Source organism: Shewanella pealeana ATCC 700345, from assembly GCF_000018285.1.
GTDB classification, from domain to species: Bacteria; Pseudomonadota; Gammaproteobacteria; order Enterobacterales; family Shewanellaceae; genus Shewanella; species Shewanella pealeana.
The window spans coordinates 3,116,037-3,131,937 of sequence record NC_009901.1 but is presented as its reverse complement, the minus strand read 5'-3'; the positions used below and the strand labels follow the sequence as shown (position 1 = coordinate 3,131,937).

The 15,901-nt window shown below is 43.3% G+C and carries 13 protein-coding genes and 12 tRNA genes; 22 read left to right on the top strand and 3 right to left on the bottom strand.

Annotated elements, in window-relative coordinates; all coding sequences use genetic code 11:
* Positions 1-67: 67 nt before the first annotated feature.
* Positions 68-766 (bottom strand): ribonuclease T, encoded by a 699-nt coding sequence (gene rnt / locus SPEA_RS13645; RefSeq protein ID WP_012155798.1) that lies wholly within the window; start codon positions 764-766, stop codon positions 68-70.
* 140 nt (positions 767-906) lie between these two features.
* On the opposite strand from rnt, the gene SPEA_RS13640 reads away from it, so the two are divergent.
* The 22 genes from SPEA_RS13640 (at position 907) to SPEA_RS13535 (ending at position 13,640) form a co-directional block, all read left to right on the top strand.
* Positions 907-1,776 carry a flagellar protein MotY gene (locus SPEA_RS13640; protein ID WP_012155797.1) on the top strand — a complete coding sequence of 290 codons (870 nt, stop codon included), beginning with the start codon at positions 907-909 and terminating at the stop codon, positions 1,774-1,776.
* Between the two features lie 634 nt (positions 1,777-2,410).
* A complete protein-coding gene (locus SPEA_RS13635) occupies positions 2,411-4,567 on the top strand; it encodes a prolyl oligopeptidase family serine peptidase (RefSeq protein ID WP_012155796.1) in 2,157 nt (718 codons plus the stop codon).
* Positions 4,568-4,806: 239 nt separating this feature from the next.
* Positions 4,807-5,205 carry a tol-pal system-associated acyl-CoA thioesterase gene (gene ybgC / locus SPEA_RS13630; protein ID WP_041410968.1) on the top strand — a complete coding sequence of 133 codons (399 nt, stop codon included), beginning with the start codon at positions 4,807-4,809 and terminating at the stop codon, positions 5,203-5,205.
* The gene (gene tolQ / locus SPEA_RS13625; RefSeq protein ID WP_012155794.1) at positions 5,195-5,884 is read left to right on the top strand and encodes a protein TolQ; all 690 of its coding nucleotides are present in this window, start codon (positions 5,195-5,197) and stop codon (positions 5,882-5,884) included. Before ybgC ends, tolQ begins: the two co-directional genes overlap by 11 nt.
* Positions 5,884-6,321, top strand: coding sequence for a protein TolR (gene tolR, locus SPEA_RS13620; protein ID WP_012155793.1), 438 nt, complete (start codon positions 5,884-5,886; stop codon positions 6,319-6,321). The genes tolQ and tolR overlap by 1 nt, the downstream gene beginning before the upstream one ends.
* Positions 6,322-7,257: a cell envelope integrity protein TolA gene (gene tolA, locus SPEA_RS13615; protein WP_012155792.1), complete on the top strand. Its 936-nt coding sequence runs from the start codon at positions 6,322-6,324 to the stop codon at positions 7,255-7,257. It abuts the gene before it with no gap.
* Positions 7,258-7,266: 9 nt separating this feature from the next.
* On the top strand, positions 7,267-8,589 hold the full coding sequence (gene tolB, locus SPEA_RS13610) for a Tol-Pal system beta propeller repeat protein TolB (RefSeq protein ID WP_012155791.1): 1,323 nt from the start codon (positions 7,267-7,269) through the stop codon (positions 8,587-8,589).
* Between the two features lie 24 nt (positions 8,590-8,613).
* Positions 8,614-9,153 carry a peptidoglycan-associated lipoprotein Pal gene (pal, locus tag SPEA_RS13605; protein ID WP_012155790.1) on the top strand — a complete coding sequence of 180 codons (540 nt, stop codon included), beginning with the start codon at positions 8,614-8,616 and terminating at the stop codon, positions 9,151-9,153.
* 24 nt (positions 9,154-9,177) lie between these two features.
* The gene (ybgF, locus tag SPEA_RS13600; protein WP_012155789.1) at positions 9,178-9,903 is read left to right on the top strand and encodes a tol-pal system protein YbgF; all 726 of its coding nucleotides are present in this window, start codon (positions 9,178-9,180) and stop codon (positions 9,901-9,903) included.
* 193 nt (positions 9,904-10,096) lie between these two features.
* Positions 10,097-10,172 (top strand) — tRNA-Lys (locus SPEA_RS13595).
* A gap of 59 nt (positions 10,173-10,231) precedes the next feature.
* Positions 10,232-10,307: transfer RNA gene (locus SPEA_RS13590), tRNA-Lys, on the top strand.
* Between the two features lie 59 nt (positions 10,308-10,366).
* Positions 10,367-10,442, top strand: a tRNA-Lys gene (locus SPEA_RS13585).
* A 58-nt stretch (positions 10,443-10,500) separates the two neighbouring features.
* Positions 10,501-10,576: transfer RNA gene (locus tag SPEA_RS13580), tRNA-Lys, on the top strand.
* Positions 10,577-10,635: 59 nt separating this feature from the next.
* A tRNA-Lys gene (locus SPEA_RS13575) sits at positions 10,636-10,711 on the top strand.
* A gap of 58 nt (positions 10,712-10,769) precedes the next feature.
* Positions 10,770-10,845 (top strand) — tRNA-Lys (locus tag SPEA_RS13570).
* A gap of 58 nt (positions 10,846-10,903) precedes the next feature.
* Positions 10,904-10,979 (top strand) — tRNA-Lys (locus tag SPEA_RS13565).
* A gap of 57 nt (positions 10,980-11,036) precedes the next feature.
* A tRNA-Lys gene (locus SPEA_RS13560) sits at positions 11,037-11,112 on the top strand.
* 59 nt (positions 11,113-11,171) lie between these two features.
* Positions 11,172-11,247, top strand: a tRNA-Lys gene (locus SPEA_RS13555).
* Between the two features lie 58 nt (positions 11,248-11,305).
* A tRNA-Lys gene (locus SPEA_RS13550) sits at positions 11,306-11,381 on the top strand.
* 58 nt (positions 11,382-11,439) lie between these two features.
* A tRNA-Lys gene (locus SPEA_RS13545) sits at positions 11,440-11,515 on the top strand.
* A 58-nt stretch (positions 11,516-11,573) separates the two neighbouring features.
* A tRNA-Lys gene (locus SPEA_RS13540) sits at positions 11,574-11,649 on the top strand.
* 830 nt (positions 11,650-12,479) lie between these two features.
* A complete protein-coding gene (locus SPEA_RS13535; protein WP_012155788.1) occupies positions 12,480-13,640 on the top strand; it encodes a DcaP family trimeric outer membrane transporter in 1,161 nt (386 codons plus the stop codon).
* Between the two features lie 61 nt (positions 13,641-13,701).
* Here the strand turns inward: SPEA_RS13535 and SPEA_RS13530 are convergent, their stop codons facing one another.
* Together SPEA_RS13530 and radD are read right to left on the bottom strand one after the other, a co-directional pair.
* Complete coding sequence (locus tag SPEA_RS13530) at positions 13,702-13,968, bottom strand: GrxA family glutaredoxin (protein ID WP_012155787.1); 267 nt, start codon at positions 13,966-13,968, stop codon at positions 13,702-13,704.
* A 96-nt stretch (positions 13,969-14,064) separates the two neighbouring features.
* Complete coding sequence (radD, locus tag SPEA_RS13525; protein ID WP_012155786.1) at positions 14,065-15,807, bottom strand: DNA repair helicase RadD; 1,743 nt, start codon at positions 15,805-15,807, stop codon at positions 14,065-14,067.
* Positions 15,808-15,901 lie beyond the last annotated feature (94 nt).

Here is a 15,901-nt window from a genome sequence, read left to right as displayed (position 1 = left end):
ATGTTTAAGCATGAAAAAAGCTGCGATTATCGCAGCTTTTTTGTTCTTGTGATTCACTCTCGAGTGACTAATTTTTAGTGTAGTCCTCAGCTTTTTCTTCAGAGGAGTTGGTGTCAGCCTCTTCTGTTTCATCAGCAATAAAAGGCCAACCACCTAGGGCCTTCCAGCGGTTGACGATTAAGCAAAATAGCTCAGCCGTGCGCTCGGTGTCATAAAGTGCTGAGTGGGCTTCACGGTTATCGAAAGGGATCCCAGCCATCGCGCAGGCCTTTGCGAGTACAGTATGACCTATGGCTAAGCCCGCAAGCGCTGCGGTGTCAAATGTGGCAAAGGGGTGGAAAGGAGTACGCTTTAGTGCATTACGTTCGATCGCTTGGGTAACAAAGCCGTGATCGAATGCCGCGTTGTGAGCAACAATAATACTGCGGTGACAACCCGCAGCTTTTTGCGCTTTTTTGACTTCTTTAAAAATTTCTAAGAAAGCTTCTTTTTCGCTAACAGCGCCGCGAAGAGGGCTGGTGGGGTCGATCCCCGTAAAGGCTAATGCTTCTGGCTCAAGGTTAGCACCTTCAAACGGTTCAATATTGAAATGCAATGTCTTATCTAGAGCAAGCACACCTTCATCGTCCATCTTTAGCATGCTGACTGCAATTTCTAGCAGCGCATCTGTTTTAGCGTTAAAACCTGCGGTTTCAACATCAATGACCACTGGGAAATACCCTCTAAAGCGGTTTTTCATTAAATTAGGGTCGAAAGTGTCAGTCATTAAAATTTCCCAAAAGTGTGCAGGCGACTATTATGCTGCAACTGATAATCACTGTCATGTGCGTTTGATTGATTTATAGGCTAAAGAAAGATAAATCTTTGCCGATAGAGAGTAGTGATACGAATTAAGAGACTTAATTTATGCGGCTTGGGCTAATTTTAACATCATTATTGTTACTACCTTTTTCTGTAAATGCAGATTTGAGGCAATATGTCGCTTCTTTAGAAGAGTCGCAGTGGCGCCTGAGCGGGAATAATCCGGTGATGTGTCGCCTTGAGCACGACATTCCCTCTTATGGCAAAGCGGTATTTACCAGTTACGCGGGCAAAGACCATAACCTGAACTTTAGCCTAGACATGTGGGTTAAACCGGATCAGGTGACACAAGCCAAATTGATGAGTATGGCCCCCGCTTGGCGTCCGGGAGTTTTGTCGAAAGAGATCACTGAGCTGACTTATCAAAAGTACTTTAGCGGAGAAGTACCGCGTAATGCTGCTTGGTCCATGCTGGCTGAGCTTGAAAGTGGTATGCAGCCGACATTTTACTATGCTGATTGGTATAACGAGTCGAATAAAATCGCGGTAGGACTATCGGCGGTGAATTTCAGGCGTCAGTACTCTGAATTTAAGTCGTGCCTGTCTTCGTTATTACCTTATTCGTTTGAAGATATCGCGTTCACGGTATTAACCTACGAATCTGGCGGAACTGAACTGACACGTTATGCAAAGTCGCAGATCGCAAGAGTGCAAGAATATCTAGCCTACGATCAGAACGTCGATTTGGTGCTGATCGATGCTTACACAGATAGTTATGGTGGTCGCAGTATCAATCAAAAGGTATCAGAGCAGCGTGCCGATTCGGTGAAGGATTTTTTTGTAGCCAGTGGCATTGGGCAAAATCGAATTCATACCATGGGACATGGCGAGAAAAGGCATGTCGCTTCTAATCAAACGATTGATGAGCGTTCGCGAAACCGTCGTGTTGTGATTAGGATAAGTAAACCGCTGTAACCGAACTTAGATATTTAAAGAGCCTAGCTTAATTGCTGGGCTTTTTTATGTGAAAAACTTAAAGATATTTGTGGCTATGGCCAGATTGCAGATAAAAAATAGCCCGCTTACATAGTAAGCGGGCCGCAAAAATAAATCATTGCAATCAACAAATTGAAGGAAGGAAGTCAAGCATAAGAACCAGGGATATAACTTCCGTGGATAACCACCAAAGTTTAAGAGTTCTTTGTTTCCGAATCTGCTAGGCAGACACTTCCTGAAAACGAGACGAATTATAGGGTCAGCGAGTCAAACTGACAAACTAGAATTATTAGACTTAATCATTAGTTTTTCTAATATTGAATAAAGATGAACTAGTCGATAAAAGCTGCGTATACCAGGAATAGTGTGGGTTTAGTCACACTTCATCTGGAGTTTCGCATGATATTTAATTCATCTATGTTGCTAAATTATTAACAGTTGCTGGAGCGTTAGGCTTAAAGCAACAGTAAAACAAACTTTGCGATGTATTTTTTTAGTTTGTATAGTGCGCATTGAAGAAGGGTTAGGGACAAAATAAGATTATCTAATTACAAAAACCTAACTACATGAACAGAAGGCTCATTAAATAGAGTCAGTTTATCAGGGGTAAAAAATGCGAATTCATTCGATACTAACTAAAAATCACTTGTTAGCTATAGGCTTAGGCATAGCTGTAGTGGGTTGCCAGTCACAACCAGTACAAGATAATACAACAAATACCATTACGAAAAGTCAAGACAGTGTTATTGAAACGATACACGGTGTTCAGGTTGCCGACCCTTATCGCTATTTAGAAGTTGAATCAGATAAAACTAAAAAATGGGTAAGTGAACAGCAGAAAGCGGGCCACGAATATCTCGCTAATATCGAAAATAAGCAGGCGATTGTTGATCGTATTACTGAGCTTTGGAATTTTGAGAAGATTTCTGCACCGTTTGAAAAGGGTGATAACACATTTTATTACCGTAATGATGGATTACAGGCGCAGTCAGTTCTTTATGTAACAGCTGCAGATGGTCAGGCTAAAATTGCGCTAGATCCTAATCGTTTTTCTGATGACGGCACCGTTGCTTTATCTGGTGTATCTGTAAGCGATGACGGTAAAACACTGGCTTATGGTGTCTCTAAATCGGGTTCTGATTGGCAGGCATGGCACTTTATTGATGTCGCGACGGGTAACAAGCTGACCGATGAGCTGGATTGGATTAAGTTTTCAAGTGCAGTTTGGAGCAGCGATAACAACGGTGTCTATTATGCCCGTTATGATGCCCCAGAAGGTGGTAACGCACTTGCTGACGTTAACTTTAACCAAAAAGTCTACTTCCACAAGATTGGTACAAGTCAAAGTGAAGATACTTTAGTCTATGAAAGACCTCAGAATAAAGATTGGGGTTTTGGTATAGAGGTGTCAGAGAAGGGCGATTACTTGTTGCTTTATATCTCTCAAGGAACCGATAGTCGCAACCGATTCTTTTATAAGTCGCTTATTGAACCACAAGCTCAAGTCGTTGAGTTGATCCCCGATCTTGAAGCTGAATACCAGTTTATCGGCAACGATGATTCAATATTCTACTTTAAAACCGACTATAACGCGCCAAACGGTAAAGTTATTGCGGTCGATGTAAACAATAGCGCCAAAGATAATTGGAAAACGATTATTCCAGAGCTAAAAGATCCGATCAGCAGCATAAAGATTATTAACGACCATTTTGTGGTGAGTTATCTGCATGACGTTTTAGGCAAGCTAACGGTTTACAATATGAATGGCGATAAGCGCCAAGACGTGACTTTACCAGGTAAAGGTAAGATTGCAGGCCCTTACGGCAAGCGCAGTAAAGATTACTTCTACTATGTTTTCAACAGCTACACTCAGCCTCAAACGACCTACAAGTTTGATTTTAACACTGGTGAGTCGACCGTTTATTCAAAACCAGACATCTCTTTCGACCCAAGTGATTATATTTCTGAGCAGGTTTTTTATAGCAGCAAAGATGGCACGAAAGTGCCAATGATGATCTCTTATAAGAAAGGCATTAAAAAAGATGGCCAAAACCCTACGCTGCTGTATGCCTATGGTGGTTTCGCTATTTCACTGACACCACGCTTTAGCCCTGCCAATATTGCTTGGATGGATATGGGCGGCGTGTATGCGGTGCCTAATCTTCGTGGTGGAGCCGAATATGGTGAAAGCTGGCATCAGGCGGGTATGTTCGATAAAAAGCAGAACGTATTTGATGATTACTATGCTGCTGCAGAGTACTTAATAGAGCAAGATTATACTAACTCTTCTAAGTTAGGTGCCTATGGTCGCAGTAATGGTGGCTTATTGATGGGCGCGACATTGACTCAGCGCCCAGAGCTATTTGCCGCGGTACTGCCTGCTGTTGGTGTATTGGATATGTTACGTTTCCAAAAGTTCACTATTGGATGGGCTTGGACCAGTGAATATGGCAGTGCTGATAATGCCGAACAATTCCCTGCACTCTATGCTTATTCGCCATACCACAACCTTAAAGCTCAAGCCTACCCCGCGACTATGGTGATGACAGCCGACCACGACGACCGTGTTGTACCACTGCATAGCTTTAAGTTTGGCGCCTTGATGCAAGAGAAACAGCAAGGTGATGCGCCGGTAATTATGCGTATTGAGTCGAAGGCTGGCCATGGCGCAGGTAAGCCGACCTCAATGAAGATTGATGAGTTTGCCGATATTTATAGTTTCCTTTGGCATAACTTTGGACTTCAGGTGCCAGCTAAAATAGCCAAATAAGGCAGTTTAAATCTCTTGAAAAGGAAGCTTCGGCTTCCTTTTTTATGGGCGAAATAAAATGTGCTGCTTGCTTTAAGCGCGGCGTACTCATTGCTAGGGCGCCTATGCAACAAGGATTTAGTTGATTAACAAAATTTTATGAAGAAGCGCATGGCATATCACATATGTCGATTCACAATTGCATACTGGCTAGGTATAGTAGGCCTCTATTTTATCTCATCGATTGGCGATTATCGTTTATGTTTCGTTGGCCTATTTCGGTTTACTATGAAGATACGGATGCTGGTGGTGTCGTTTACCACTCAAATTACCTTAAGTTTTTTGAGCGGGCTCGGACCGAGTGGCTTCGCGCTATGCAGGTCAGTCAAACAGCCTTATTAGCAGAGGACACTGCGTTTGTAGTTAAAAGTGCAGAATTAGATTTTTGTAAGGCTGCACGCTTTGAGCAGAACCTTATTGTAGAAACGAAGGTCATACAACTTAAGAAAGCATCAATGGTGTTTGAACAACGCCTAATTGACGAGCAAGGTGTGGTGTATTGTGAGGCTAACATTGTTGTTGCCTGTGTTGCACTGTCACGTATGAGACCCAAAGCCATTCCCCAACATATTGCGCAGGAGTTCAAAGGTGGAAGCTGATATTTCTTTTATTGGATTATTTTTACAGGCAAGCCTACTAGTTAAATTAGTCATGCTTACATTGTTAGGCTTGTCGATCGCCTCTTGGGCGGTGATTATTCAGCGCCGAAGGTTATTAAATGCAGCAAAGAAAGAAGCGCTAAAGTTTGAAGATAAGTTTTGGTCAGGTGTCGACTTGAACAAGCTTTATCAGGAGTTGTCGGCAAGACAAGACAGTAACTCAGGCTTGTCATCTTTATTTGTTACTGGCTTTAAAGAGTATGCTCGTTTAAGTAAGTTAAATGGCCGCGTACCAGAAGCTGTGATGGATGGCAGTTATCGTGCAATGCGCGTATCGCTATCTCGTGAATTAGAAAAGCTTGAAACTCACCTGCCTTTATTGGCAACTATTGGTTCTACCAGCCCTTATATTGGTTTGTTTGGTACGGTATGGGGGATCATGAACTCCTTTATCGCACTGGGCGCGGTTGAAAACGCCACACTTGCTATGGTCGCTCCAGGTATTGCTGAAGCCTTGATCGCAACGGCGATGGGCTTATTTGCAGCGATCCCAGCGGTCATTGCTTATAACCGTTTCTCAACTCAAGTAGAAAAGGTTGAAATGTCTTATGCCAACTTTATGGAAGAGTTCTCTAGCATTTTGCATCGCCAAGCATACAGCGAGAAGGAACAGGCATAATGCATCAAGGCTACCAAAGGAAGCGCCGTCGTCCGGTTGCTGAAATAAACGTGGTGCCCTATATCGATGTGATGTTGGTACTGCTGATTATTTTTATGGTGACAGCACCTATTGTGACCCAAGGCGTTAAGGTCGATTTACCTCAAGGTAAAGCAGAGTCTTTACCTGCAGATAGCAAGCCTCCCGTTGTGGCATCAATCGATGCCATGGGGGAGTATTACTTAGATGTGGGCAGCTCAAGCAGCAAAGACGTTTTAGACTTAGATGAAGTTGCTGTGCGTGTGGGGGCGATTATTCTATTAGAGCCAGAACGTCCAGTTGTTGTTAAAGCCGATCGCTCAATTCCCTATGAAAAGGTGATTCAATTGATGGTGACCTTGCAAGGTGCTGGGGTACCTTCGGTGGGATTAATGACAGATTCGCCGGAGGATAAATAAGTGGCGGCTAAATCTGATTTAACCTTACCCGTTGTGATTTCAGCTGGGATTCATATTGGCGTGATAGTTATTCTTGCCTTAGGTGTCGACTTTTCAGATAAGCCGAAACCGCAGCCACAGGCGAGTGCGCCAGCGGTTCAGGCTGTGGTTGTAGACCAAAAGCGGGTTGCTGAGCACGTTGAAAAGTTAAAAGCTGAAAAGCGAGAGGCTGAACGTAAAGAAAAGGCCCGTCAAGACGATGCGGATAGAAAAGTTCGTGAAGCTCGCAAAGAGCGAGAACGAGAACAGGCCCAAATTAAGCGACTTGAACAAGAGCGCAAGCAAAAAGAGATTGAAACAAAAAATGCAGCCGACGCGGCGAAAGCTGCACAGCTAAAACAGAAACAGGAAAATGAGAAAGCGGCTAAGGCTGAAGCTGAGCGTAAGCAAAAAGAAGCTGAGCGTAAAGCCTCTGAGGAAGCGGCGAAAAAAGCGGCAGATAAACGTAAAGCTGAAGAAGCGGCAGCTAAAAAAGCCGAAGATGAACGAAAACGTAAAGCTGAAGCCGAACGTAAGCGCAAAGCGGAAGAACAAGCCCGGCGTGAGCAAGAGCAGATGATGCAAGATGCACTGGCTGCCGAGCAAGCGGCACTTTCTCAGACTCGTAATAAGCAAGTCATGACTGAAGTGCAGCGTTATACCTCTATGATCCGAGCAACCATTCAGCGTAACTTAGTGGTTGATGAATCTATGCGCGGTAAGAGTTGCCGGGTATTCATTCGTTTAGCTAATGATGGATTTGTGACAGCGAGCCAAACACTCGATGGTGATAGCGTAGTTTGCCGTGCGACTAAAGCTGCGATTAATAAAGCGGGCAGGTTACCGGTATCGAGCGAACCAGACGTTTATAACAAGCTAAAAGAAATCAATTTAACAGTTCAACCTGAGTTTGATTAAAGGAGTCTCATGAAAAATTTGGGAAAATGGTTACTGACAAGTCTGCTTATCTGCAGCATGCCAGTAAAGGCCGCATTGGATATTATTATTACCGAAGGGGTTGATGCAGCGAGACCCATCGCGGTTATCCCATTTGTTTGGCAAGGCACTGGTCCTATGCCATCGCAGATCTCCGATGTGGTGATGTCAGACTTAGCGCGAAGTGGCACGTTTAGCCCAGCCGATGAGTTAAGCCTGCCACAACGCGGTATAAGCACTTTGGCACAGTTTAATGCATCGGCTTGGATGGCGCAGCCAGCAGAGGCTGTGGTTATGGGTTCGATTAAGCCTTATGGTGGCGATAAGTATTTAGTGAGTTTTGAGCTCATCGACTTAGTTAAAGCCCAGCTTCAATCTGATTCTATGTCGACTAAAGATTTAGTGATTGATAGTCGTGAAACAGTGATCAGTGCGGCGCAGTTTCGTCAGTACGGTCACCGGATCAGTGATGTAGTGTATGAGAAGCTGACGGGTATTCGTGGGGCATTCTTGACTCGCGTTGCTTACGTTGTGGTTAATCACGGTGAAAAATCTCCTTATAAACTGATGATTGCCGATTATGATGGTTATAACGAGCAGATGTTGTTACGCTCCCCAGAGCCATTGATGTCACCATCTTGGTCTCCAGACGGACAGAGCCTAGCTTATGTTAGCTTTGAGAACCGTAAAGCGGAGGTGTTTGTACAGAACATCTATACTCAGCAACGCACTAAGATAACCAGCTTCGATGGTATTAATGGTGCGCCGGTATTTTCACCGGACGGTAAGAAGTTGGCGGTAACACTTTCGAAGGACGGTCAGCCTGAAGTATATGTAGTGGATATTGCGACTAAGGCGATTAAGCGAGTGACGAATCATTACGCTATCGACACTGAGCCGTCTTGGTTCCCTGACGGAAAGTCACTGCTTATTACCTCTGAGCGTGGTGGGCGGCCACAGTTATATCGCGTCTTCCTGGATTCGGGAAAAATTTCTCGTTTAACGTTTGAAGGTGAATGGAACCTAGGAGGTTCAATTTCGCCTGATGGACGCAGTATTATTTTTGTTAATCGCATCAATGGTAAATTTAATATCGCTCGCATGGATCTTGAGACTCGTTTCATGCAAGTCCTGACCAGTACGCGATTAGATGAATCTCCAAGCGTGGCGCCAAATGGCACCATGGTTATTTATGGAACAACATACCAAGGGAAGCAGGTATTAGCTGCGGTTTCTATGGATGGACGTTTTAAAGCAAGACTGCCAGCTGGGCAGGGTGAAGTTAAATCACCATCTTGGTCACCATTTCTCTAACTATAAAGATTAAGGATTTAAAAAATGGATCTGAATAAGCTATTTAAAGCCATGTTAGTCGTACTTCCTATTATGGCTATCAGCGCCTGTAGCTCAACTTCTGAGTCTGAAACGGATGCAACGAGCTCTACTGAGTCGTCTTCATCGAGTGAATATGCTAACAATGGCGTTGAAACAGGAGGTGTTGCACCTGTATTGACTCCACAGGAGCAGCAACGCCTTAAGTATCAAGAGTTGAGAAAAGAACACATCATCTATTTTGATTTTGATCGTAGCTCGGTTTCTCAACAGTTCGCTGAGATTTTGGATGCTCATGGTGACTATCTTGTTGAGCACCCAAATGTTCGAGTGATGATTGAAGGTCATGCTGATGAGCGTGGTACACCAGAATATAATATTGCACTAGGTGAGCGCCGCGCGAAAGCCGTTGCAAAATACCTACAAGGCATGGGTGTTCAACCAAGCCAAATGAGCATCGTGAGTTATGGTGAAGAGAAACCACTGGATTTTTCTCGCTCAGATGATGGTTTTGCTAAAAACCGTCGTGCAGTACTCGTTTATTAATAGCACTGGTAAAAGGTTTACCTTATGAAACACGCCGTTTTATCAGCGGCAATTATCCTAGTTGCAGGTTCTGCTTACGCAGCACCTGCTCCTGTTGAGGATATTGCTGGTGGCTCTACAGACGATAGAGTTGCTCGTTTAGAGCGAGTTATTAAAGCTAAGCAACAAAGCGAATTTCAAATGCAGCAGCGTTTAGAAACATTGCAGCAAGAAGTTCTAGATTTACGCGGACTAAGTGAACAGCAGTCATATCAAATTGAGCAGATGTTACAAAGACAGCGCCAATTATATGAAGACATAGCTAACCTCTCTTCAAAGCCTGCCAATGCAGTCGTAGTTGATACGACTAGTAGCACACCTTCTGTATCTTCAAGCCTAGGTGAAACTGCAAGCTATGAGCAAGCGGTCAATTTAGTGTTGAAAGAGAAAAAGTACGAAGCTGCTATTCCTGCTTTTGCACAATTTATCCAGCGTTACCCAAATTCTAGCTACGCACCTAATGCTAATTATTGGTTAGGTCAGCTACTTTATAATAAGAGTGAGTTTGACGGAGCCTCTAAAGCTTTTACTACTGTTGTTGAAAAATACACCGATTCGAGCAAGCGTGGCGAAAGCTTAGTCAAACTGGGTATGATTGCAGAAAAGACGGGAGATAAAGCTAAAGCTAAAGCTTATTATCAAAAAGTCACTCAGGAATATGCGAACAGCGCTGCAGCCCGAATTGCGTTGCAGCAACTTTCATCACTTTGATGCTGATTTATTCATAAAACAATCTCTTAGATTGTTTTTCAGACAAACGCGGTGAAATGGTAAATTTGCGCTTGCATGCGAAGATGAAAAAGGTATTATAGGCGCCCTCAGAGAGACACAGTCACTCGGGGGTATCTTAAATCATAAAGTTAGTAATTCTGACTGGTGAGTAAAGATATCAGTAATACTAGATGGGCTGTTAGCTCAGTCGGTAGAGCAGTTGGCTTTTAACCAATTGGTCGAAGGTTCGAATCCTTCACAGCCCACCACTTTTCTGAGAGTGGATTTGCTTGCAAAGCAGATGAATTCAGAGACGCAATACCCAGAGGGGCTGTTAGCTCAGTCGGTAGAGCAGTTGGCTTTTAACCAATTGGTCGAAGGTTCGAATCCTTCACAGCCCACCACTTTTCTGAAAGTGGATATGCTTGAAAAGCAGATGAATTCAGAGACGCAATACCCAGAGGGGCTGTTAGCTCAGTCGGTAGAGCAGTTGGCTTTTAACCAATTGGTCGAAGGTTCGAATCCTTCACAGCCCACCACTTTTCTGAAAGTGGGTTTGCTGCAAAGCAGATGAATTCAGAGACGCAATACCCAGAGGGGCTGTTAGCTCAGTCGGTAGAGCAGTTGGCTTTTAACCAATTGGTCGAAGGTTCGAATCCTTCACAGCCCACCACTTTTCTGAGAGTGGATTTGCTTGCAAAGCAGATGAATTCAGAGACGCAATACCCAGAGGGGCTGTTAGCTCAGTCGGTAGAGCAGTTGGCTTTTAACCAATTGGTCGAAGGTTCGAATCCTTCACAGCCCACCACTTTTCTGAAAGTGGGTTTGCTGCAAAGCAGATGAATTCAGAGACGCAATACCCAGAGGGGCTGTTAGCTCAGTCGGTAGAGCAGTTGGCTTTTAACCAATTGGTCGAAGGTTCGAATCCTTCACAGCCCACCACTTTTCTGAGAGTGGATTTGCTTGCAAAGCAGATGAATTCAGAGACGCAATACCCAGAGGGCTGTTAGCTCAGTCGGTAGAGCAGTTGGCTTTTAACCAATTGGTCGAAGGTTCGAATCCTTCACAGCCCACCACTTTTCTGAAAGTGGGTTTGCTGCAAAGCAGATGAATTCAGAGACGCAATACCCAGAGGGCTGTTAGCTCAGTCGGTAGAGCAGTTGGCTTTTAACCAATTGGTCGAAGGTTCGAATCCTTCACAGCCCACCACTTTTCTGAAAGTGGATTTGCTTGAAAAGCAGATGAATTCAGAGACGCAATACCCAGAGGGGCTGTTAGCTCAGTCGGTAGAGCAGTTGGCTTTTAACCAATTGGTCGAAGGTTCGAATCCTTCACAGCCCACCACTTTTCTGAAAGTGGGTTTGCTGCAAAGCAGATGAATTCAGAGACGCAATACCCAGAGGGGCTGTTAGCTCAGTCGGTAGAGCAGTTGGCTTTTAACCAATTGGTCGAAGGTTCGAATCCTTCACAGCCCACCACTTTTCTGAGAGTGGATTTGCTTGCAAAGCAGATGAATTCAGAGACGCAATACCCAGAGGGCTGTTAGCTCAGTCGGTAGAGCAGTTGGCTTTTAACCAATTGGTCGAAGGTTCGAATCCTTCACAGCCCACCACTTTTCTGAAAGTGGGTTTGCTGCAAAGCAGATGAATTCAGAGACGCAATACCCAGAGGGGCTGTTAGCTCAGTCGGTAGAGCAGTTGGCTTTTAACCAATTGGTCGAAGGTTCGAATCCTTCACAGCCCACCACTTCTCGCTCATTCCCAGTTTTACTTCCTCAAACAGCTCAAAAAACTATCCAGCTAATCAAAACTAGTTAGTAAGTTCAGTCGCGTTTGTTATAGATCATGCAGTTGGCTTTGCTGTTAATTAGCACATTGGTCGAAGGTTCGAATCCTTCACGACCCACCACTTCTCGCTCATTCCCAGTTTTACTTTCTCAAACAACTCAAACAACTCAAACAGTTTCAAGTTTACTGACTTTTTTTATCTCGATCGGTTTTGTCAGAGTGCTGCGGTTTATGAATTTAATTCATTTATCACTTTGTAGTACTGTGAAATAGCTTAGTTAAGCATGGATAGTCATGATATGAGCCATATTAAAGTAGTGCATAGGGATATTCATCGTGCATGGATTCGACTTAAATGTAATTGGCTCAAGGTCGATGGATTTCAACAGTAGACCCTTGTATTGGAATGAAACTGTCTAACTATAAGTTGATTTTAGGTCACTATTTTAAATATTTTTTAGTGTGACACTAAGATTTCAGTACTGTTTCAAAAGAAAGCTTTTTGGAGTCCACAGTGTCGCAAGCGACTGTTTTTAAATGTATTTAACTGTTTGCTTTAGACTTTTTTTGCGCTGGTAATTGTTCAATTAGATTATTGTCAGCAGCGATAAACTGAAACAAAATTAACACTTTGCATATTTCTTTACTAATATTTTAATCGTTAAATACGGATATGATTAATTAGCATTTGGTGTTCTACCTTGGTCTGATAGACCTATTGCTAATGTTGTCGAATTGTTACTTCGGTCATATTTTGTATGGATAATAAAAATATCTGGGAGAAAGGGAATGAAACATACAAAGTTAACAGTTTTAGCCGCAGCAACAATTGCCGCGGTGAGTTTTAGTGCTCAGGCTGATACCGAGTTTAAGTTTGGTGGTTATGTGAAGGCCGATGTAATGTTTAGTGACTATAGCAACGGTGCACCAGATTCTGGCAGTTTATCACGACAGTTTTATGTACCTGGTACGATATACGGTGATCCAAGCAACGGTAAGCAGGTTGTCGATTTTCACGCAAGAGAATCGCGCTTTAACTTTAAAACTTCCACTGATCTAGATGGACATAAGCTCACTGGTTTTATTGAACTGGATTTTATGACTCATACCGACGGTAATGAGCGCGTATCAAATAGTTACTCCCCACGTATTCGACAAGCATTTGTAAGTTTTGATAATTGGGCCGCAGGTCAAATGTGGACCACTTTCCAAAACCCTGGTGCATTACCTGAGAACTTAGATTTTGTTGGTGCGGCTGAAGGTACACCATTTGTGCGTCAAACCATGGTGCGATACACCAACGGTGGCTTCCAGTTCTCAGCTGAGAATCCTGAAACGACAGTGAATGGTTATCGAGATATTTCGGGTAGTCGTATTACTAGTGGTAGTGGTATGGTGCCTGATTTTGTCGCACGCTATAACATGAAGACTGAGGGCGGCATGGCCTTCACGTTTGCAGGTATTGCGCGTCAGTTAAATGTTGAAAAGGATAAAGATACTGCTAACCCTATCGATTCATCAGAGTTTGGTTATGGTGTGAGCTTTACTGGTGTCATTCCAGTGGGCCAAGATGATATTAAGATGTCTGCGACCTATGGTGAAGGGTTAGGGCGATATATGGCGCTTAACTATGTTAATGCTGGTGTATTGAATGCTAGTGGTGACATTGAAACGATTGAGTCATACGGTGGCTATATCTCATATCGCCATTGGTGGAGCGATAAATGGAGAACGAGCATCACTGGTTCTGGTTTCAAGGCTGAGAACAACATTGACTTAATTGGCAATAATGTGAATAAAGATTCTTACTCTGGCTACATTAACTTACTTTATTCGCCTGTTAAGCCATTGACGGTAGGCTTAGAGTATATGTATGCGAAGAACACCAAAGAGAACGGTATGGATGGTGAGTTAAATCGAGTGATATTTTCAATGAAGTACGTGCTTTAGTCTATCTAACGCAAAAAAGGAGGCCTTGGCCTCCTTTTTTATGATGATCTGAACATTTTACTTATGCAGCTGGCATTAATTCGTTGTCACTTACGTATTGTACAAACTCAGTACAACCACCAACGTGTACTTGATCAACAAAGATTTGTGGCACAGTTTCAACTGGCTTACCTACTGTTTTTTCTAGATCAGCTTTACTGATCCCTTCAGCATGAATGTCTACGTACTTAAATTTAAAATCATCGCGCTTTTCTGTGAGTTGCTCGGCAACTTGTACAGCACGAACACAATAAGGACAACCTGGACGACCGAAAATTACAACAAACATGATAGCTTCCTCAGTTTTAGCTTGAACACTTTATATCATAGCGATTGCAATTGTTCTAATCGATATTTAAATTCGTGTTAATCGATTTACTGATTTTTACTCGAAATGTGTTTTCTCGGTTTGATATCGGCCTTTGTAATCAAAAATTGTTTCCATCAGCTCCCAGCCTTTTTTGCCTTTTTTGAGTAATAGCAGATCAGGCTTTCTAAACAAGTTTGCATCATCAGCTAGTTGCTGTGGTGTTTGGTATTTTTTATGTTTTATACCTGGCGTTCGGCTATGAGGGAAAATAAACAACGCAAATACTGCTCGGATCTGTGCCGGAGTTTGCATTTTAAAGTAACGGCAGAAGTCATTACCATCGAGGTCAATATAGCGGACCACTAAGCGTTCTTCTTGCGGTTCTAGAACCATGCTTTGGCATTTAAACAGGTGGTGATGTTTTTGCTGCAGAACTTCTTTAAGCCTTTTATCTGGATCGACTAAAACGAACTGACAATGTTGGCAGACTTTAGCTGCAATATCATTTTCTTCCCCGCAGTTTGGACAAGACTTAGAGCGGAATCGAAAATCGCATTGCTGTTTACGTCCCTCTCTTTCTATTAGCGCCTGACACCTGCGGCCAAAATGTTCAATAATGTCGCCATCATTATCGGTTAAGCCCCAAAAGATATTGGCAAAATCGCATACCGGACAATGAACCTGTACAGGTTTGCATTTGCTATTGGGTTTAGGTTGTCCGACTTCAGGATAAAATAGGTCGTATCCATTGGCCGCATAATCAATGACAAGGCACTCATCTTTATTTTTATCGATTCTGAGCCCTCGGCCAACCATTTGTTGAAAAAGGCTAACAGAGGCGGTAGGGCGCAATATAGCAATAAGATCAACGTGGGGGGCATCAAAGCCTGTTGTTAATACTGCAACATTGACGAGGTACTTGATCTTCTTTGCTTTGAACGCGCCGATTAACGAGTCCCTATCTTCTCGTGATGTCTTCGCGGTGATCAGTGCAACAGTTTCACCTTCAAGCTTAGCTACAATTTCTTCGGCGTGTTTGACCGTTGCCGCGAAAATAATGATCCCCTGACGGTGTGCTCCTAGTGCAATTAATTGTTTAACGATAGCCGTTGTTGCTCGGCCACAATGATTGAGTATTGAGTTCACTTCTTTTTCATTGTATTCACCAGTTGGCGAGGCCGTTAACTCACTAAAGTCGTATTGCGCACTGAGCCCATCAAACATTTTTGGCTGGCTTAAGAAACCTCTCTTGATGAGTGGACGCATAGGCAGTTCGAAGATACATTTTTCAAATACGGGTTTTTCAGTATTGCCAATCTTGCCGTGATAGTGATGACGATAAATCCAACCCAAATCTAAACGATAGGGGGTCGCTGTTAACCCCAGTAATCTAATGCGACTATTTTTAGACTTTAAATGAGTTAACAGTTGCTGATATTGGCTGTCTTTATCTGGGCTAACGCGATGGCATTCATCGATAATGACCAAGCTGTAAGGCTCATCAAATTGAGTTGGTTGTTTCACTGCTGATTGGATACTGGCGACAACGGTCTTACCGGCAGTTGATTTTTGCTTTAATCCAGCCGAATAGATCTTTGCTTTAGTGGTCAGTAAACCGACTTTCTCGGCATTTTGAGCAACGAGTTCCTTAACGTGGGTGAGAATGAGTACTCGCCCCTTGGCTATTCGAGCTAACTCGGCAATGACAATGCTCTTACCTGCTCCGGTTGGCAGCACTAGTAAAGCTGAGTCAGAACTAGATTTGAAATGGTTGATGGCGGCGTCAACGGATTGCTGCTGATAATCTCTCAGTTGCACTAAACGAACCTAATTGAATACGAGTTTATGCTTGGGATGATCCCATATTTGCTGGCATGGGATAAGTAAAATATTGGCTAATATTGTTTTTGTA